Raw genomic sequence first — 18,179 nt, forward strand, 5'->3', positions numbered from 1 at the left:
TCCGGTGTCGTCAGCAGCGTGGCTGCCCCCGGAGCTCCGCCAGGATGCGCATCGGGCCCTCGAACGCGTCCCGCCAACGGGTGGGTTCTCTGCTGCGACCTGCGGCCACCGTCTCTTCGTCAGTCAACACACCTCACGATGATCAACGGTGGCCGCACCCAGGTCCGAACCGGCCCTCCGGCAGCAGGACCACGATCTACGCCCGGAGCCGGGAGCGACAGGCCCTAGCGGCCCGGGTCCACCGTCTCCCCCGGGATCACCCGCGGCGCCGGCGTGTCCTCATCCGTCGTGGCCGCCTTCTTCTCGGCCTTGAGTATCCGCGCCGACTTCCCCGCGGAACGAGCCAGATCCGGCCCCTTCTTCACAGCCAGGACGACGATGACGACGACAAGGATGACGGCGAGTTCGCTCAGTCCGAACATGTTGATCCTGTCTTCCGAGGGGTCCGAGAGATCCGAGGGGTCCGAGTGGTCCGGGTAGGTCAGACACCGACGCCGAAGTCGGACGCGATGCCGGCCAGGCCGGACGCGTACCCCTGGCCCACCGCGCGGAACTTCCACTCCGCGCCGTTGCGGTACAGCTCCCCGAACACCATCGCCGTCTCGGTGGCGGCGTCCTCCGACAGGTCGTAGCGTGCGATCTCCGCGCCGCCCGCCTGGTTCACGACCCGGATGAACGCGCCCCTGACCTGCCCGAAGCTCTGCCCGCGGGCCTCGGCGTCATGGATGGACACGGGGAAGACGATCTTCGCGACCTCGGCCGGCACCGAGGCGAGGTCGACCTTGACGGACTCGTCGTCGCCCTCGCCCTCACCGGTGAGGTTGTCGCCGGTGTGCTCGACCGAGCCGTCGGGGCTCTTGAGGTTGTTGTAGAAGATGAAGTGCTGGTCGGAGAGGACCTTGCCGGACGCGTCGACCAGCAGGGCGGACGCGTCGAGGTCGTAGTCGGTGCCGGTCGTGGTCCGTACGTCCCAGCCGAGGCCCACCAGCACGGCGGTCAGACCGGGCGCCTCCTTGCTGAGCGAGACATTGCCGCCTTTGGCCAGGGAAACTCCCACTGCGAACTCCTTGTTCGTACGGACGTACATCGTGGTAAAAAATCTACAGCACTGTAGAAAATAAGGAAGGAGACAGGACGTGACGGACCAGCGGCAGCGTCCCCCGCGCCGGGGACAGGGTGAGCTGGAGGCGCAGGTCCTGTCCGCCCTGCGCGCGGCTGCGGGCCCCGCGACCGCGGGCTGGGTGCAGGAGCACCTCGGCGGCGACCTCGCCTACACGACGGTGATCACGATCCTGACCCGGCTGCGGGCCAAGGGCGCGGTGACCCGGGAGCGCCAGGGCCGCTCCTTCGCCTGGACCCCCGCCTCGGACGAGGCCGGCCTCGCCGCGCGCCGGATGCGCAAGGTGCTGGACGGCGAGCGGGACCGGGAGGCCGTGCTCGCGAGCTTCGTGACCTCCCTGGAGCCGAACGACGAACGTCTGCTGCGTGAACTGCTGGGCCACCCCGAGCCGGAGAGGGAAGACTGAGACCCATGGGGGTGTTCGTCTTCTTGCCGCTGATCCTGCCGTTGACGGCGTGGCCGGTCGCCCGGCTGGCCGAGCAGCACCTCCACCCGCGTACCGCCACCCGGCTGCTGACCGGCGTGGCCGTGGTCATGGCGGTGTGCAGCACGGTGTGCCTCGGGCTGCTGATGGTCGTCGGCACCGCTCAGCTGCCCGGCAACCCGCTGCCCGACGGCTGGTCGGACCCCGAGGTGCGCGCGGCGGTCCCGTACGACGAGGTGGCGGGCAAGGCGGCCATTCCCGCCCTCCTCGCCGTGGCGTGGTCCTGCGGCAGGTCGCTGTGGCGGCACCGCAGGACGCGCCGCCGCGCGCACCGGGCGCTGGCGGGGGTGCGCGGCACGGAGGTGGCCGTGCTGCCGGACGAGACGCCGTACGCGTACGCGCTGCCGGGCCCGACCCGGACCCGGAGCCGGACCCGGACCCGAGACGGCGATGGCGGCCGGGGAGGCCAGGGTGGCAGGGGCGGCCGGGTCGTGGTCACCACCGCGCTGCTCTCCCGGCTGCGGTCCGCCGAGCGCCGGGCCCTGTTCGCCCATGAGCGGGCGCATCTGACGGGCGGGCACCACCGGTTCCTGCTGGCCGTACGGCTGGCGGCGCGTGCCAACCCGTTCCTGCGCCCGCTGCGCACCGCGGTGTCCTACACGACGGAACGCTGGGCCGACGAGGACGCCGCCCGTACCATCGGCGACCGCCGCGCCGTGGCCGTCGCGATCGGCAGGGCGGCCCTGGTCTCCCGGGGCGCACCGGCCCCGACGCTCGCGGGCTTCGCGGGCTTCGCGGCCCCCGGCCCGGTGCCGCGCCGCGTCGCCGCCCTCCTCGGCCCGGCGCCGGCCGTCCGCAGCTGGCCGTCCGTGTTCACCGCGGTGGGCCTGGCGGCCTGGACGGCGGCGGCGGGCGCGGCCGTCTCCGCGATGTCCTCCGCGAACTCCGCGGTCACGATGATCCTCATCCTCCACGCGGCGACGCCCCTGTGACGAGGGCGCGCCCCGGGCGGGATCAAGCCCCCTGGCGCCGGTCGTGGCCGTACGCCGCGTCCGGGTCGTACGCGTCCCGGTGCTCGACCAGCTGCCGGACCCAGCCGTCGACCACGGTGTTCCAGTCCTGGTGTCCGACCCCCTCGTGGGCGACGGTGAACCGGGCGAGCGCGTCGTCCCCGGAGGAGAGGACGCCGCCGCGCTTGTCCGCCTCCAGGACCACCTCCGTACCGGCGGGGGCGGCGAGGAAGGTCAGCTCGATCTCGTCGACCGCGTGGGCGTATCCGGCCGACGGGGTGAGGTCGAGCTCCTGGCGGAAGGGGAGTTGCTGGGCGGTGCCGCCGATCCGGCCCGGTTCCAGGTCCGCGGACCTGAAGCCGAAGCCCAGTTGCCCGAAGGCCGCCAGGATCGCCTCCTGCACGGGCCGGGGCGTCACGTCCAGCCGGTCCAGGTCGCCCCTGCCCTGCGCGCCGGCCGCCGACAGCTCCGTACGCAGGCCGAGGACGATGTCCAGCTTCCGCCCGTACAGCTCGGTGACGGGGGTCTCCCAGGGGAGCGTGACAGCGAACGGAACGGTCCGCTCCTCGCCCGCGGCGAGACGGAACCCGTCGCCGCCGACGGCGAACCGGTCGAAGACGACCACGTCCGCGCTCTCGCCTCCGTCGCCTCTCTCGTGCTCCCCCTCAGGGTGTTCGACCTCGACGCCCGCGACCAGTTCCAGCGTGATCCGGTCGATGTCGAAGTCCCCGTCACCGCCCTTGAGCCGGACCTCGCCGGACAGCGCGCCGCCGGGCAGGACGGGGGCCGGGCTCAGGACCGTGTGCACCGTGGGGCCGCCCACGCCGAGTGATCCGAGCAGCCGTTTGAACACCATCGAGGGGTCCACTCCTTCATGTGCGGGTGGGTTCGTCGCCACGTACCTTTTCTACGTACCTGTAGAACATTAAGGGCCCCCGGTTTCCCCGGCGGCCACCCGCTTCTCCCTCGTCACCGCCCGCCATGCCGGCGGGAACGTGACCTGCGCCACTCGACCCCGGACATCTCTGGACAGCGCACTTTGCTATTCCTTTACACTGGGCGAGATCTGACGACGACCAAGGAGCAGCGGTTCCACCATGGGTGAACCTCCCAGTACCGACCGTGCCGTTCCCGGCCCGAGACGCATGCGTGCGGGAGCGGGGGTGGCACGGTGACCGAGATCCTGCTGCTTCTGCTCGCCCTGTCGCTCACGCTCGCCTGCGCCGTCTTCGTGGCGGCCGAGTTCTCACTGACCACCGTCGAGCGCGGTGATCTGGAGCGGGCCGCCGAGGCGGGCGAGCGGGGTGCGGACAGCGCGCTGAAGGCCGTACGGAAGTTGACGTTCCAGCTGTCCGGCGCCCAGCTCGGCATCACCGTCACCTCCCTGGTGATCGGCATGCTCGCCGAACCGTCGCTCGCCGTGCTCCTGGAAGGGCCCCTCAAGGCGGTGGGCCTGGGCGGCGCGGCCTCGACGGTCGCGACGATCCTGGGCGTGGTCCTGTCCACCGTCGTCCTGATGGTGGTCGGCGAGCTCGTGCCGAAGAACTGGGCGATCTCACGCCCCCTGGCCGTCGCCAAGGTGGTCGCGGGTCCGCAGCGCGGCTTCACGGCGGCGTTCGGCCCGTTCATCCGGCACCTCAACAACACAGCGAACCGGTTCGTACGCCGCTTCGGCCTGGAGCCCGCCGAGGAACTGGCCTCCGCGCGCGGCCCCGAGGAACTCGTCGCCCTCGCCCAGCACTCGGCCGCGCAGGGCGCCCTGGAGCCCGACTCCGCCGAACTGTTCGTCCGTACGCTGCACCTGGGCGACCTGACCGCGGAGAACGTGATGACACCGCGCGTCGACGTGCGCGCCCTTGAGGCGCACGCCACGGCCACCGACGCCGCCGACCTCGCGCACGCGACCGGTCTGTCCCGCTTCCCGGTCTACCGCGACAGCCTGGACGAGGTCGTCGGCACGGTCCACATCCGTGACGTACTCGCCCTGGAACCCGCCGAGCGGGCCGTGACACCCGTCACCGAGCTGGCCACCGCCGCGCTCCTGGTGCCCGACAGCCTGCCCGCCGACCGGCTCCTCGAACGCATGCGGTCGGCCCGCACGATGGCCGTCGTCATCGACGAGTACGGCGGCACGGCAGGCGTGGCCACGGTGGAGGACATCGTCGAGGAGGTCGTCGGCGAGGTCCGCGACGAGCACGACCCCGTCGAGGTCCCCGACCTGCTGCCCGCCCCCGCCGCGGCGGACGGCCGCGCGGTCTGGGAGGCGGACGGCGGCGTACGGCTCGACGAGCTGGCCGGGATCGGCCTGCGCGCCCCGGACGGCCCGTACGAGACCGTCGCGGGCCTGGTCGCCACCCGGCTCGCCCGCATCCCGGCCGTGGGCGACGTCCTCGACCTGGACGGCTGGCGGCTGGACGTCCTCGACGTGGCGCACCACCGGGCCGACCGCGTCCGCGTCACCGGCCCGGCGGACCCCCCGAGCGACCAGCCGGCCGACCGGTCTGCCGACCAGTCGGGTGTCGAACCGGCCCAGGAGCCGGCTGCCCAGAGCGTGCGGGAGTCCCGATGAGTACGTCCACCACCGTCCAGCTCTTCATCGGCGCCCTGACCCTGCTGACCAACGCGTTCTTCGTCGGCGCGGAGTTCGCCCTGATCTCCGTGCGCCGGAGCCAGATCGAGCCGCTGGCCCAGGCGGGCAACAAACGGGCCAGGATGACCCTGTGGGGCCTGCGGCACATCTCGGCGATGATGGCGACCGCCCAACTCGGCATCACCGTCTCGTCGTTGGTGCTGGGCGCGGTCGCCGAACCGGCCATCGCGCACCTGCTGGAGCCCGCCTTCGAGGCGGCGCACATCCCGCACGGCCTGGTGCACCCGATCGCCTTCGTGATCGCGCTCACCGTGGCGACGTATCTGCACATGCTGATCGGCGAGATGGTCCCGAAGAACATCGCGCTCGCCGCGCCCGCGCAGACCGCGCTGATCCTGGGCCCGGCCCTGGTGGCCCTCACCCGGGCCCTCAAGCCGTTCGTCTTCGGGATCAACGCCTTCGCCAACACCCTGCTGAGACTGCTGCACGTCGAGGCCAAGGACGAGGTGGAGTCGGCCTTCACGGACGACCAGCTCGCCCGGATGGTCGTCGACTCCAGCCAGGCCGGACTCCTCACGGCGGCCGACGGCGAACGGCTGCGCGACGCCCTGGAGCTGGGCACCCGCCCGGTCGGCGAGATCCTCGTGCCCGCCCAGCGGATGCGTACCGTCGACGACACCGTGACCCCCGCGCGGCTGGAGCGCGCGGCGGCCGAGGCCGGCTTCTCCCGGCTCCCGGTGACGGGCGCGGACGGCACGCTGCTGGGCTACCTGCACATCAAGGACACCCTCGGTGTGACCGACCGCGACCGCCCGTTCCCGAGGGAGGCGCTGCACCCGGTGACCCGGGTCCGGATCGACACGCCGCTCGACGACACGCTCACCGCGCTGCGGGCCGCGGACAGTCACCTCGCGGCGGTCACCGGCGAGGCGGGCAAGGTCCTCGGCTTCGTCACCATGGAGGACGTCCTGTCGGAGCTGGTCGGACCGTCCCCCGCGGGCGTCTGACCGGCAGGACCCGAGCGTCGGGGTCCGGCCACCGCGGGTCGGTGGCCGAGGGGGGGGCAGCGGGGCGGTGACCGCGGGTCGGTCACCGCTGCGGCCTGCGGAGCCATACCTCCTGGGGCACCTGGCCGGGGCCGTCGGTGGAGACACCGGACCTCGACCAGCCCCAGGCCCGGAAGGTCTCCGCCGCCGCGCTCCGCGGACCGCTGTCGCCTCCGTCCTCTGCGTCGCCGGACCGGCCCGTGGCCGCCGACGTGGCCGCGACGATCAGGTTGGCTTCGAGCCGGATCAACAGCCGCTCGACCAGGCGCGTGGCGACTCCCTGACGGCGATGGGCCGGCAGCACCATCAGCTCCGCGAGCAGGAAGGTACGGCCCGAGGCGGTGAGTTCCTCGACGTCCGCGGGCAACTCCCCCTGGAAGCGCGACCACCACTCCCCGGTACGCGGCACCTGGAACCCGTACGCGCAGCCGACCGTCCCCGCAGTGTCGGCGACCACCATGTCGAACCCGGTGTGCTGCACATGCTGCTCCAGGCGGGTCAGGAAGCCCTGCCGGTCCCGGTGTTCGGCCCCCGCCGCACTTCGGTACGCGCTGACGTACACGTCGGCGACGGCGTCCCGCTGCTGCTCCGCCTGCCAGCGGGACAGCCTGCGCAAATACACCTCTGCCATACGGGCCTCCCCCCGGCCGCGGGACGGACATCCCCGGACTCGGCATCATCACAGCAGGAGCCGCCGCGGTAAACGGTGCCTCGGCACTTGTCGATGATGCTCCGTCACATATGACGGCCTCTCAAGTATGGCCGGGTGAAGGAGGAAAGGGGAGACGCGAGGGGGTGAGGGGGGCCGTGAACCGGACGCGTTCGCCGTAGTGCGATTGCGGACGCCGTCACCCGAGGGTCGGCACCCTCGGGGGCTGTGCACGGACGCCGGTCTCCCTTACGCTTTGAAACACATTGACGAGCAAAGGCTCATCGGGCTCGTCAACGGTGTCGAGGCCGCGACGGTGGCCTCCCTACGCGCCCCCGGCCCCCGGGTGCACCAGCTCCTGACTCCGGGCGCCAGGACGAGGCGATCGCGACCACCGAGACATTCTCTCCTCCCGCCGCTCTGTCGCGTGCGGGTCCTTGTTCCACATGTCCCTTGCGGAGCCGCCGGCGGTGCACTCCCGCGTGCCGCCGCGAGCGGGCAGGGGATCTCCTGCCCTGGACCGCCGCCGGGGGGCGGCGTTCGAAGGGCGTTGCGGTCGCCGCCGGTGGGCACGACACCGGCGGCGACCGTCATACCGGCGGCCGGGACGGCCGTCGCACCGGATGTCGGGCCCGCGCCCACGGGTGTGACGCCGGGTGACCGTCCTGGTGCAACCACCGGGCCCGGGAGCCACCACCGGGCCCGGCGGGTCACGCGTCGGCTCGTCTCAGCTGATGCACACCACGCCGAGCAGACAGAGCCCCGAGGGCGAAGTCGCGTCCGGCGGGGTCGACGGGGTGGTGCCCGTCTCGGGGGCGGAGCCGTCCGAGCCACCGGTGTCGCTGGACCCGTCCGAACCGCTGTCGCCGGTGCTGTCACCGGCGGCGGGCGCCGACGGCGCGGGCGAGGCGTCGCCCGCCGTGTCGCCGGACGGCGAGGACGACGAAGACGACGAAGAGGACGAGGTGTTCCGCGACTGCGGGTCGGACGCCGCTGCCGTACCCGACGCGGGACGGGTGTCCGGCCGGGTGCCCTGCGGTGTGACGGCGGTCGGCGCGGGAGCTGCCCGCCGGTCGGACCGGTCGCTCGCGGGCGACTGCGTGGCAGGGGAGGACGGGGCGGCCGAGGACCGCTGGTCGTCCGGCCCTGTCGACGACGGGTCCGAGGGCCCCGAGGCCTCCTCCGTGGAGCCCAGGCCCGCGGCCTCCGGCGCGGTGGCCGCCTCCGCCCGGTCGGCCGAGAGCCGGTCAAGGGCGGTGAAGGTCAGGCCGCCTCCGACGAGCGCGACGGCGGTCGCGACCACGGCCCGGCGCTGGTTCTTCTTCCAGCGGGCGAGCTGGCGACGGCGTGCGGCCCGTCCCTGCGGTGCCGGGGTCGCACCCTCGAAGCCGTTGAGGGGGTCGGACTCCGGCTCGGGCCCCGGTGTCTCACCCGCGTCCCTCGGGCGGAGGGCGGCCGCCGGCTCCCATATCGACATCGAAGCGGTGGCCGGAGCGAGGTCGGGTGCTATGTCGGGGGCGTAGGCACCGCACCCGGGGCACACCAGGGCACCGTTGAGATGCCGACGACACGAGGAGCAGTAGTCCATCAGCGTCTTCCTGAAAATTGACATGGGTACGTGAGGGTCGAGGGGCAGTCACGCTAACGAGACTTTCGTGAGGCCGGGTGCAGCCCTTGTGACGCTCCTGCGCGGATTCCTCGGGGGCTCACGCGCAATGCAGTGCGCATCAGGACATCGCGGCCCGTGTCCGCCCACGTACCTGGTTCATGCCGGTTCGCCCGGTGGTCCGCTCAGGAGGAACCCGTACCCGTACCTGTGCCCGTAACCGAACCGGAGCCGTCCGCCGCCTGGTTCGCGGATGTGGACGCGGCTGCGGCGCGGCGGTACTCGGCGTTGATGCGCTGTGCTTCCTCCAGCTGGTCCTCGAGGATGACGATGCGGCAGGCGGCCTCGACCGGAGTGCCCCGGTCGACCAGCTCGCGGGCGCGAGCGGCGATCCGGAGCTGATAGCGGGAGTAGCGCCGGTGCCCGCCCTCGGAGCGCAGCGGAGTGATGAGCCGGGCTTCGCCGATGGCCCGGAGGAATCCCGGAGTGGTGCCGAGCATCTCGGCGGCCCGGCCCATCGTGTACGCGGGATAGTCGTCGTCTTCCAGACGATCGCTCAGCGGACTGTCTGCTGTCATGTCACCTCGTTCTGCAACGCGTCGAGGGGCCCTGGTGCCGTACGGCACCAGGGCCCCGAAGGAAATTGAACACCATCTGCCGGCGTCACCGTCGCGCCGACCTGCTCTTTCCGCGGCCCGGCCCGGCAGAGGGCGGGGCGTGCGGGGATCGCTGTAGTGCGACCGGGGACCACCTTCCTGTCCGGGTCCTTGCGGCACCCGGTCCGAACCCTCTCGGGCCGGGCGATCCTGATGGCGTCTGCTCCCTCCGCTCGACTCTGTCTCGACCTTGTCTGCAGGAGAAACCCTAGCTACCGACCAAGCCAATGTCTACTCTGGCAAACATAGATTTTAATCGACATGGGTTCCATATATCTTGGCGTAGAAACGAGGAAGGGCCCTGCCGACGCGCGTCGGCAGGGCCCTTCTCGCTGTACTGGTGGGTCGGTCTTCGTCCTACGGGTCAGCTCGCGGCGACCGCGTCCGCTTCCGCGGTGGCGGCGGGCACTGCCACGTCGGACACGGATGCGGGCGCGGGTGCGGGCGCAGGTACGGGGGCCGGCGCGGGTACGGGGGCCGGCACGGCCTCGGCCACGGGCGCGGCCACGGGCGCGGCCACGGGCTCCGGCTCGGGGTCGCCGAGCATCGCCGACGCGCTCTGCAGCGGGGTGAGGACGCGCGGCGGGGCGGGCGCGGGCTCCTGGTTGCTGCGGCAGGTGAAACCGAGCCGGGTCATGGCCCGGGTGACCTCTCCGCCGGTGAAGTCGCGGCGGTCCTGCCGGGTGATGACCTCGCCGACCTGCTTGACGGGGTAGTGCCGACGACCGATGAGCACGGACTCACCCGTGATGGCCTCGGGCTTGACGCCCTTCATCGAGTCCAGCACCCCGCCCTTGGTGAGGTCGAACGGGAACCGGGCGATGACACAGCGCATGATGCCTCACAGTCACAGAGAGGGGAGAAGGGGAGCCGGGCCGGGCCGACTCGGGGGAGTGGGGAAGGTCGGCCGGACAGGGAGAGAACTCTCAGTCCGGACCGTACTAGCCGGGGACGGCGAACGGTGCGGCGGGCCTGACGCGAGCGGACCCGACGCGACCGGACCCGATACGGCCGGCCGGCCCCGGTCGGAGCCGACGGCCGCACCGGGCCCGCCAGTCCTAGGCGGCAGCGTCGAAGCCGGACGAGCGCGGGGCCGTACGTCGGGTCACGTCTCCGCCGGAACCCGAACCGGAGCCGGTGGCGGACCGGGTCCGGCTGCCACGCCCGCGCCGGCCGCGGGACGCCGCGGAGGGTGCGGAGGAGGAGCCGCGCCGGGGGCGTTCCGAGGCGGGCGTGGTGATGGTGACCGGGATGCCCGAGGGGGCCTGGGCGCCGGTGATGCGGTTCAGCTCCGCCTCGCCCGAGCGGACCTGGGTGGTCTCCGGGGTGATGCCGGCGGTCGCCATCAGGCGGCTCATCTCGCGGCGCTGGTTGGGGGTGACCAGCGTGACGACCCGGCCGGACTCACCGGCGCGGGCCGTACGGCCGCCGCGGTGCAGGTAGTCCTTGTGGTCGGTGGGCGGGTCGACGTTCACGACCAGGTCGAGGTTGTCGACGTGGATCCCGCGGGCCGCGACGTTGGTCGCCACCAGCACCGTCACATGCCCGGACTTGAAGCGGGACAGGGTCCGGGTGCGCTGCGGCTGGGACTTGCCGCCGTGCAGGGCCGCGGCCCGTACACCGCTGTTCAGCAGGTGCTCGGTGAGGCGGTCCACCGCGTGCTTGGTGTCCAGGAACATGAGGACGCGGCCTTCGCGGGCCGCGATCTCGGTGGTCGTGCGCTGCTTGTCCGCGCCGTGCACGTGCAGGACGTGGTGCTCCATGGTGGTCACCGCGCCGGCCGACGGGTCGACGGAGTGGACGACCGGGTCGGTCAGGTAGCGGCGGACCAGCAGATCGACGTTGCGGTCGAGGGTGGCCGAGAACAGCATCCGCTGGCCGCCGGGGCGTACCAGGTCGAGCAGTTCGGTGACCTGCGGCATGAAGCCCATGTCGGTCATCTGGTCGGCCTCGTCGAGGACGGTGATGGCGACCTGGTTCAGGCGGCAGTCACCACGGTCGATGAGGTCCTTGAGCCGGCCGGGTGTCGCGACGACGACCTCGGCGCCGGCGCGCAGCGCACCGGCCTGCTTGCCGATGGACATGCCGCCGACGACGGTGGTCAGCCGCAGCCGCAGGGAGCGGGCGTACGGCGTGAGCGCGTCGGTGACCTGCTGGGCCAGCTCGCGGGTGGGTACGAGGACGAGGGCCAGCGGCTGCCTCGGCTCGGCGCGCAGGCCCGCCGTACGGGCGAGCAGCGCGAGGCCGAAGGCGAGGGTCTTGCCGGATCCCGTGCGGCCGCGGCCGAGTACGTCACGGCCCGCGAGGGAGTTCGGCAGGGTCGCGGCCTGGATCGGGAACGGTACGGTCACGCCCTCGTGGCTGAGCGCGGCCAGCAGCTGCTCCGGCATCTCCAGTTCGGCGAACGCCTCGACGGCGGGCAGGGCCGGGGTGACGGTCTTCGGCAGGGCGAACTCGCCCTGGGGGCCGCTCTGTCGGCGTCCGTAGCTGTTGTCGGAACGGCGCGGGCCACCGGAGCGGCCGTTGCCGCCGCCGTAGCCGCCGTTGCCGCTGCCGCCACCGCGTCCGGCGTTCGGACTACCGGTGCGGGTACGGGAGTAGCGGTCGTTCGTGCGCGTGCGGTTCACGTGGAACCTTCCTTGACATGGCGCGTATCAAGGAATTCCCGCGGAAGACAGACAGCGCAGAGAATTGCAAGAACGAGCCGAAGAAATTGAGGAGCCGATCGGTTGGTAAATCGAATCGGCGGGGAATGGTCGCGGGGTCGGTCTCGCCGGAACGCGTCGCGCGTATTCCTCGTACGGAAGGTACGGGGAGTACGAGGTGTGCGAGGTGTACGGGTCGGTCGGTCCATCGGTCCGTGTGGGAAGGCTCCGAAGGATGTTCATCCGGAGGGCGGACGGAGGACCCCGACAAGTGTGGCGAGAAGCGGGTCGCGAATCCCCTGAAATGCAGCGAGCTGGGGCCCGCACCCCAAGGTGCGGGCCCCAGCTGCGAAGTGCGTACCGACTAGGCGGGAACGATGTTCTCGGCCGTCGGGCCCTTCTGGCCCTGCGCGATGTCGAACGTGACCTTCTGGCCCTCGTTCAGCTCACGGAAGCCCTGGGCCGCAATGTTCGAGTAGTGAGCGAAGACGTCGGCGCCGCCGCCGTCCTGCTCGATGAAGCCGAAGCCCTTTTCAGCGTTGAACCACTTCACGGTACCGGAAGCCATGTTTATCTCCTTCGGGGCGGTGCGTCGGGGCGCACACTGTGTGCGCTCCGTGTCGCCGTGATGATCACCCCACCGGAAATAAAACCGGAGCCATAAAGGATCCCCACCGAATGAACCGGCGGGAACACCTGTCAAGATTTTCGGGAACCACAACATGCAACTGAGATCGAGACTAGCACGCTGACATCGGCGGTGCGTGGTGAATGATTCCGCCCGACCCGCCGAGTAAGTAATATTCATCGCACGTCAAGCCCAATCCTCACGTGGCGGGCACAGATATTGACGAGCCCGGGGCACATGGTTTCTGCCGGGCCGGCCCGCTCGCCGGTGAGGCCGGTGCCCGCGTGGGCGGTCCTGGGGCCGATCTTCCCGGTCCGGAGCGGCGTACGAGTCCTGGACGGCCGGGCGCGGGTGCCGGCGACGGACTGTTGTGACCGTGCGCACCTTTGTGACCGTGCGCACCTTCGGCCGGCGGATCTCCCCGGCGGCCGTGACCGGTCGCGCGGTCCGCACCCCGCAGCGACTTCCCGTTCGACCGCCGACCGCGAGGTCTGCCGGTCCGCGAGTCGGGCTCTGCGCTCCCCCGAAGTCCCGGAGGAGATATGGGTGATATCCACCATAAACTCTCTCTTAGGTCCTCCACGCTACCCAACGCACCGAAATGCAACCGCCAGTTGATCCCCAACGCCATCACGAGGGACACTATCTGCCGCATGCGTGTTCCCGGCCGAGTTGCACTCGTCGGGTGTCCTCCCGTGCAGGTCAGCGGAGTCGTCGGAGGCCATTTACCCAGGCATTACTGGGCAGTTGACCTTATGGTTTCGTGGTAGCGTATTTGTCCGAAGGGGCAGTGCAACCTGAAAGGGAAATCGTGAACACGGAGAAGATCGCCGCTCGCCGCCTCTCGCTGGAAGAGGTGACGAAGCTCGGCGTGAAGGACAGGCTCTTCGTTTCCGCCGACACAGCGGAACTCAAGATTCCCGACTGCTATGTCTCTGCTTTTCTGACGAAGTCCGGTGAGGATTTCGAGGGCGGTTCGGTCACGGCGAGAACCGTATTCCAGGAAGAGATTTCCTGCCTTCCTGACGACGAGAACGAAGCCGGAATCTACGTGGCCGACGAAAAGGGCTCGGTGACCATCGAGGTCCTCCAGTCCGCCGGTGTCGTGCTGGACGTGGCACTGTTCGTCCCCGGTGGGGACAAGGGGGCCCTCACGGCCCTTTACGCCGCGGCCCGGCAGGCGTTCGGCGCCGACATCGTGCAGATCTGGCGCCAGGGCCTCAAAGAGGTCCCCGACCTGAAGGTCGACATCTTCGAGGAGCAGGTTCCCCGGGGACGCAAGGGCGGCGACACCCCCAAGCGTGACCGTCGAGCGATCGACACCTACCCCACCCGCGCGGACTTCATCGAGTTCTCCGCGGGATGGAAGCCGGTCGTCGAGATCCACAAGCCGGTTGTCGACGACACCCCGACCATCTGAGGACAGCCGCAGGCCACCGTCCTCCGCGGGCGCGCCTGCGATACGGGGGGAGCGGGCCGTGCCGGTGCGTCGCGGCCCGTCGCGTAGGGCTCCTGCGAAGAAGTTGAACTCCTCCCGTCCTGCGGCCGTACACCCGGAAGGCGACGGGCCCGACGTACCGGCACGGCCCCGACCCACGGGAAAGCAGTCGCACGAAGCACGGCCCCGAGTCACAGCGAACCGTGGCTCGGGGCCGTGCGTGCGAGGCGGTCAGGGCTGGATCGGCATGCTCGCGCAGTTGGACGTGGCCGGCTTGCCCGCCAGACGGTCCGTCAGCCAGTCGATGGCCGATCCCTGGTCGGTCAGCAGCGGGGCCGCGTGGTTGAGCAGCGCGCTGCCGACGTTCGGCAGGACGACCGGCTTGTACGTGACGTCGGCCCCCTTCCCGCACCAGTCGACGGCGAGGGTTCGCGCCTGCCCGTGCGGGACCAGGTTGTCGCTCACGCCCGTCGCCAGCCGCACGGGCCCCGACGGCTTCAGCTTGCCGATGCGCTGGCCGTCCAGGAACGTCTTGAGTTCCGGTGTGGCGGCGATGATGTCACCGAGGGAGCGGCCGTCGTTCGTCCACTTGGTGCTCTTGGAGTAGCCGTAGCCGAAGAGGGCGTCACCGATGCACATGGTCGACAGATCGGTGAGGGCCGCCTTTCCGGCCGCGTTCAGATGCGCCTCGGCGATCGGCTTCAGGGCGGGGTCGGACTGGAGGAAGCCGTTGAGCGACCAGCCCAGCGCACCCGCCAACTCGCTTCCGTCGATGGCCTTGTTGACCGCGGTCAGGTCCGCCGGCGGCGCGCCCGCGTACGTTCCGGCGAGGGTGACGTCGGGGGCGTACGAGGACTGGAGCTCGGCGGCCGAGGCCGTCGCTCCGCCGCCCTGGCTGTAGCCGAACAGCCCGACCGGGGAGCTTGCGGTGACCGAGGCCCCGCCGAGCGCGCGGGCCGCGCGGACGGCGTCCAGGACCGCGTGCCCTTCGTCGACCCGGTCGACATAGGTGTGCAGCCGGTCGGTCGCGCCAAGTCCCGCGTAGTCGGTGACGACCACGGCGGTGCCCTTGGCGAGGAGCCGGTAGATCGCGATGTCCTCGTACCCGACGGACACCGTCTCGCCGTTGAACGACAGCGGGTGTTCGAGGCCCATGGACGCGGCGCACTGGTCGCCCTGGCCCAGGGTGCCCGGTGCCACCGCGACCAGCGGCCGCGGTCCGTCGCCCTTCCAGCCGGCCGTCGGCTCGATGTACGCCCCGGTGACGGCGACCGGCTTGCCGTTCGAGTCGGTGGACTTGTACATCAGCCGGGTCGCGGTGCCGGGCAGCGGCCCGTGGAGGCTGGGCAGGCTCAGGGCCAGCGGCAGCGGCTCGCTGCGGACGAGCGACCCGTCGGCGGCGGGCAGCGTACTCGGCGGGTTGTAGAACGCGGGAATGGTGACGCCCCGGGACACGACCTCGTCCGACGCCGTGGCGGCGGTGGCCGTGAGTGCCTGGGCGCCGAGGCAGGCGACGGCGGTGACCGCCGCGGCCAGGATCTTTCTGCGTACGGGCATGGCAAACCTCCTGTGGAGCGGCCGGCAGAGAGGTGCACAGGTGTGGCGGTCGGCACGGAGCGGCGGACGCGTCCCACGGGCCTGCGATCCCGTGCCGTTGGTGTAGTGATGCGCTGTGAAGTGGTTCGCCTGGAACTTACCTGTGAGTAAGTTACTCGCGGTAGCAGTCGTCAGGTTACGGTTCGGTAACTTGACCGACTGTCTAATAGCGGACCGTCGACCGACGGACCCGAGGCGGACCCGAAGCCGGCCCCAGGGCCCGAGTCAGGGGCGGCGTCAGGGGCGAGGGCAGACCAGAGGTTGACACGCGGCCCGGGTCCGTCGTCCCCGAGAGGGACCCGGCCCCCTGTTTCTACTGCGTACCGAGTACCGAAATGTGTCGGCAGCCGCACGACGACAGAGCGGGTCTCCACCCGACAGCCTTGAGGGACATTCGGCACCAGATGTGGAGACCCTCAGCCGTGGCTACTTTCCTCTATCGATTGGGCCGTCTGGCCTTCCGGCGTCGCTGGTACGTCGCCCTGGTGTGGGCGGCCGTCCTGGCCGCGGTCGGTCTGGGCGCGCTGAAGGCCCCGGCGGGCGCGGACGACGAGTTCTCCATGCCGGGCATCGAGTCCCAGAAGGCGTTCGACCTGATGGAACAGCGCTTCCCGGGGGCGTCCGCCGACGGCGCGACCGCCCGGGTCGTCTTCGTCGCGCCGGGCGGTGAGAAGGTCACCGCCGCCGACAACAGGGAGGCCGTCGAGAAGGCGGTCTCCGAGCTGTCCGACGGCTCGCAGGTCGCCAGTGCCGCCGACCCCTTCACGTCGAAGGCGGTCAGCAAGGACGGCACGACGGCGTACGCGACCGTCACCTACAAGGTGGAGGCCACGGACCTCACCGACGCGAGCAGGAGCCAGCTGGATACGGTCCTCGAAGAGGCCCAGGACTCCGGGCTGACCGTCGAGGCCGGCGGAACCGCGATGGAGACCGAGGGCGGTCCGGGCGGCGTCGCCGAACTGGTCGGCATCGCGATCGCCGCCGTCGTCCTGCTGGTCACCTTCGGCTCCCTCACCGCGGCCGGGCTGCCCCTGCTGACCGCCGTCATCGGCGTCGGCGTGAGCATGGCCACGATCCTCACCCTGGCCAGCACCTTCGGCCTCTCCGCGACCACGGGCACCCTGGCGATGATGCTGGGGCTCGCGGTCGGCATCGACTACGCCCTGTTCGTGGTCTCGCGCTACCGCGAGGAGCGCGCCAAGGGCCGTACGCCCGACGAGGCGGCCGGGCTCGCGGCGGGCACCGCTGGCAGCGCGGTCGTCTTCGCGGGACTCACCGTCGTCATCGCCCTCGCCGGACTCGCGGTGGTCGGCATCCCGATGCTCACCAAGATGGGCTTCGCCGCGGCGGGCGCGGTCGTCGTGGCCGTACTCATCGCGCTGACACTCGTCCCGGCGCTCCTCGGCTTCTGGCCGAACGCCGTACTGACCCGGCGGGCCCGCAAGGGCGTCCGGGCGGGCAAGGGCGCCAAAAGCAGCCAGACCACCGGGAGCAGCGAGAACACCCACGACGACAGGACCGGCGGCCGCAGGAGCGAGAAGGACAACGCCGGCACCCGCTGGGCGCGCTTCGTACTGCGCCGCCCCGTACCCGTACTCCTCCTCGGCGTGGTGGGCCTCGGTGCCCTCGCGGTGCCGGTGACGGGCCTTCAGCTGGGCATGCCCGGTGACGAGGCGAAGTCGACCGCCACCACGGAACGCCGGGCCTACGACGCGCTCGCCGAGGGCTTCGGCCCCGGTTTCAACGGTCCGCTGACCGTCGTCGTGGACGCCCAGGGCGACTCCGACGCGAAGGGCGCCGTGGACACGATCTCCAAGGAGATAGGCGCCACCAAGGGCGTCGTGTCCGTGACCCCGGCCCGGTTCAACGAGGCAGGTGACACCGCGGTCTTCTCGGTCGTGCCCTCCACCGCGCCGACCGACGAGAAGACCAAGAACCTGGTGGAGACCATCAGGGGCGAGCGGTCCGGGGTCGAGACGGAGACCGGCGCCACCTTCGAGGTCACCGGCACCACCGCGATGAACATCGACGTCTCGGACAAGGTCCAGAGCGCGCTGGTGCCGTATCTGATCATCGTGGTCGGACTGGCGATCGTGCTCCTGATGGTGGTCTTCCGCTCCCTGCTCGTCCCGCTGAAGGCGGCCCTCGGCTTCCTCCTGTCGCTGCTGGCCTCCCTCGGCATGGTCGTCCTGGTCTTCCAGCAGGGCCACGGCGCCGACCTCCTGGGCCTGGAGCAGACCGGCCCGGTGATGAGCCTGATGCCGATCTTCCTGGTGGGCATCGTCTTCGGCCTGGCCATGGACTACGAGGTCTTCCTGGTCTCCCGGATGCGTGAGGCGTACGTCCACGGGGAGTCGCCGCACGAGGCGGTCACCAGCGGGTTCCGGCACAGCGCCCGGGTGGTCGTGGCCGCCGCGCTGATCATGATCGCGGTCTTCGCCGGGTTCATCAGCGAGAGCGAGGCCATGATCAAGATGATCGGCTTCGGGCTGGCCACCGCCGTCCTCTTCGACGCCTTCGTCGTCCGGATGGCGATCGTGCCCGCCGTCCTCGCCCTGCTCGGCCACAAGGCCTGGTGGCTGCCGGGCTGGCTGGACCGGCTGCTGCCCCGCGTCGACGTGGAGGGCGAGGCGCTCAGCCGACGGCCCGAGGCGGACCCGGCGCCGTCCGAGACGGCCGAACTGGAGGTCGCGCGCACCTGAGAAGGCTTTCCTCCCTCCCCCCTCAGGGGCCGCCCGTGTCGAAGGACACGGGCGGCCCCGTCGGCCGTT

Annotated in this window: 14 protein-coding genes and 2 pseudogenes; 6 read left to right on the forward strand and 10 right to left on the reverse strand. The window is 71.2% G+C overall.

The genetic code is table 11. From position 1 onward, the window contains the following. Positions 1 to 224: 224 nt before the first annotated feature. Together ACLVWQ_RS16800 and ACLVWQ_RS16805 are read right to left on the reverse strand one after the other, a co-directional pair. A complete protein-coding gene (locus ACLVWQ_RS16800) occupies positions 225 to 422 on the reverse strand; it encodes a twin-arginine translocase TatA/TatE family subunit (RefSeq protein ID WP_414109546.1) in 198 nt (65 codons plus the stop codon). Between the two features lie 59 nt (positions 423 to 481). Further along, positions 482 to 1,057, reverse strand: coding sequence for a TerD family protein (locus tag ACLVWQ_RS16805; protein WP_414109547.1), 576 nt, complete (start codon positions 1,055 to 1,057; stop codon positions 482 to 484). A gap of 79 nt (positions 1,058 to 1,136) precedes the next feature. Here ACLVWQ_RS16805 and ACLVWQ_RS16810 point away from each other — a divergent pair, with 79 nt between their 5' ends. After that, on the forward strand, positions 1,137 to 1,526 hold the full coding sequence (locus tag ACLVWQ_RS16810; RefSeq protein ID WP_414109548.1) for a BlaI/MecI/CopY family transcriptional regulator: 390 nt from the start codon (positions 1,137 to 1,139) through the stop codon (positions 1,524 to 1,526). 5 nt (positions 1,527 to 1,531) lie between these two features. Next, positions 1,532 to 2,536: a M48 family metalloprotease gene (locus ACLVWQ_RS16815; protein WP_414109550.1), complete on the forward strand. Its 1,005-nt coding sequence runs from the start codon at positions 1,532 to 1,534 to the stop codon at positions 2,534 to 2,536. 28 nt (positions 2,537 to 2,564) lie between these two features. Here ACLVWQ_RS16815 and ACLVWQ_RS16820 read toward each other — a convergent pair. After that, positions 2,565 to 3,410 (reverse strand): annotated as a pseudogene (locus tag ACLVWQ_RS16820) (sporulation protein); the annotation flags it as partial. A 315-nt stretch (positions 3,411 to 3,725) separates the two neighbouring features. Between ACLVWQ_RS16820 and ACLVWQ_RS16825 the strand changes: the two are divergent. Further along, positions 3,726 to 5,123, forward strand: a complete 1,398-nt coding sequence (locus tag ACLVWQ_RS16825) for a hemolysin family protein (RefSeq protein WP_414109551.1) — start codon at positions 3,726 to 3,728, stop codon at positions 5,121 to 5,123. Next, complete coding sequence (locus ACLVWQ_RS16830) at positions 5,120 to 6,151, forward strand: hemolysin family protein (protein WP_414109552.1); 1,032 nt, start codon at positions 5,120 to 5,122, stop codon at positions 6,149 to 6,151. The genes ACLVWQ_RS16825 and ACLVWQ_RS16830 overlap by 4 nt, the downstream gene beginning before the upstream one ends. Positions 6,152 to 6,233: 82 nt before the next feature. On the opposite strand, the gene ACLVWQ_RS16835 is transcribed toward ACLVWQ_RS16830, so the two are convergent. The 6 genes and pseudogenes from ACLVWQ_RS16835 to ACLVWQ_RS16860 form a co-directional block, all read right to left on the reverse strand. After that, positions 6,234 to 6,821 (reverse strand): GNAT family N-acetyltransferase, encoded by a 588-nt coding sequence (locus ACLVWQ_RS16835; protein ID WP_414109553.1) that lies wholly within the window; start codon positions 6,819 to 6,821, stop codon positions 6,234 to 6,236. 745 nt (positions 6,822 to 7,566) lie between these two features. Further along, the gene (locus ACLVWQ_RS16840; RefSeq protein ID WP_414109554.1) at positions 7,567 to 8,451 is read right to left on the reverse strand and encodes a hypothetical protein; all 885 of its coding nucleotides are present in this window, start codon (positions 8,449 to 8,451) and stop codon (positions 7,567 to 7,569) included. A 179-nt stretch (positions 8,452 to 8,630) separates the two neighbouring features. Next, entirely contained in the window at positions 8,631 to 9,023 is a 393-nt protein-coding gene (locus ACLVWQ_RS16845) for a MerR family transcriptional regulator (protein ID WP_414109555.1), read from the reverse strand. Positions 9,024 to 9,633: 610 nt separating this feature from the next. Beyond that, positions 9,634 to 9,936: pseudogene (locus tag ACLVWQ_RS16850) on the reverse strand (SCO5918 family protein); the annotation flags it as partial. Between the two features lie 223 nt (positions 9,937 to 10,159). Continuing rightward, the gene (locus ACLVWQ_RS16855) at positions 10,160 to 11,728 is read right to left on the reverse strand and encodes a DEAD/DEAH box helicase (protein ID WP_414109556.1); all 1,569 of its coding nucleotides are present in this window, start codon (positions 11,726 to 11,728) and stop codon (positions 10,160 to 10,162) included. Between the two features lie 382 nt (positions 11,729 to 12,110). Further along, entirely contained in the window at positions 12,111 to 12,314 is a 204-nt protein-coding gene (locus tag ACLVWQ_RS16860) for a cold-shock protein (protein ID WP_107017975.1), read from the reverse strand. A gap of 871 nt (positions 12,315 to 13,185) precedes the next feature. Here ACLVWQ_RS16860 and ACLVWQ_RS16865 point away from each other — a divergent pair. Further along, positions 13,186 to 13,794 (forward strand): hypothetical protein, encoded by a 609-nt coding sequence (locus tag ACLVWQ_RS16865; protein ID WP_414109558.1) that lies wholly within the window; start codon positions 13,186 to 13,188, stop codon positions 13,792 to 13,794. A gap of 249 nt (positions 13,795 to 14,043) precedes the next feature. Here ACLVWQ_RS16865 and ACLVWQ_RS16870 read toward each other — a convergent pair whose 3' ends face one another. Continuing rightward, positions 14,044 to 15,369 (reverse strand): lipase family protein, encoded by a 1,326-nt coding sequence (locus ACLVWQ_RS16870; RefSeq protein ID WP_414109560.1) that lies wholly within the window; start codon positions 15,367 to 15,369, stop codon positions 14,044 to 14,046. Positions 15,370 to 15,830: 461 nt separating this feature from the next. On the opposite strand from ACLVWQ_RS16870, the gene ACLVWQ_RS16875 reads away from it, so the two are divergent. Continuing rightward, positions 15,831 to 18,110, forward strand: coding sequence for an MMPL family transporter (locus ACLVWQ_RS16875; protein ID WP_414109561.1), 2,280 nt, complete (start codon positions 15,831 to 15,833; stop codon positions 18,108 to 18,110). Positions 18,111 to 18,179 lie beyond the last annotated feature (69 nt).

The organism is Streptomyces sp. CWNU-52B (assembly GCF_047444975.1).
Lineage (GTDB): Bacteria > Actinomycetota > Actinomycetes > Streptomycetales > Streptomycetaceae > Streptomyces.

Bases quoted from the DNA above. Each gene is read 5' to 3' on its own strand.
- ACLVWQ_RS16840 (WP_414109554.1), bottom strand. From the start codon at position 8,451: ATGTCAATTTTCAGGAAGACGCTGATGGACTACTGCTCCTCGTGTCGT.
- ACLVWQ_RS16860 (WP_107017975.1), bottom strand. From the start codon at position 12,314: ATGGCTTCCGGTACCGTGAAGTGGTTCAACGCTGAAAAGGGCTTCGGC.
- ACLVWQ_RS16835 (WP_414109553.1), bottom strand. From the start codon at position 6,821: ATGGCAGAGGTGTATTTGCGCAGGCTGTCCCGCTGGCAGGCGGAGCAG.
- ACLVWQ_RS16815 (WP_414109550.1), top strand. From the start codon at position 1,532: ATGGGGGTGTTCGTCTTCTTGCCGCTGATCCTGCCGTTGACGGCGTGG.
- ACLVWQ_RS16845 (WP_414109555.1), bottom strand. From the start codon at position 9,023: ATGACAGCAGACAGTCCGCTGAGCGATCGTCTGGAAGACGACGACTAT.
- ACLVWQ_RS16830 (WP_414109552.1), top strand. From the start codon at position 5,120: ATGAGTACGTCCACCACCGTCCAGCTCTTCATCGGCGCCCTGACCCTG.
- ACLVWQ_RS16800 (WP_414109546.1), bottom strand. From the start codon at position 422: ATGTTCGGACTGAGCGAACTCGCCGTCATCCTTGTCGTCGTCATCGTC.
- ACLVWQ_RS16870 (WP_414109560.1), bottom strand. From the start codon at position 15,369: ATGCCCGTACGCAGAAAGATCCTGGCCGCGGCGGTCACCGCCGTCGCC.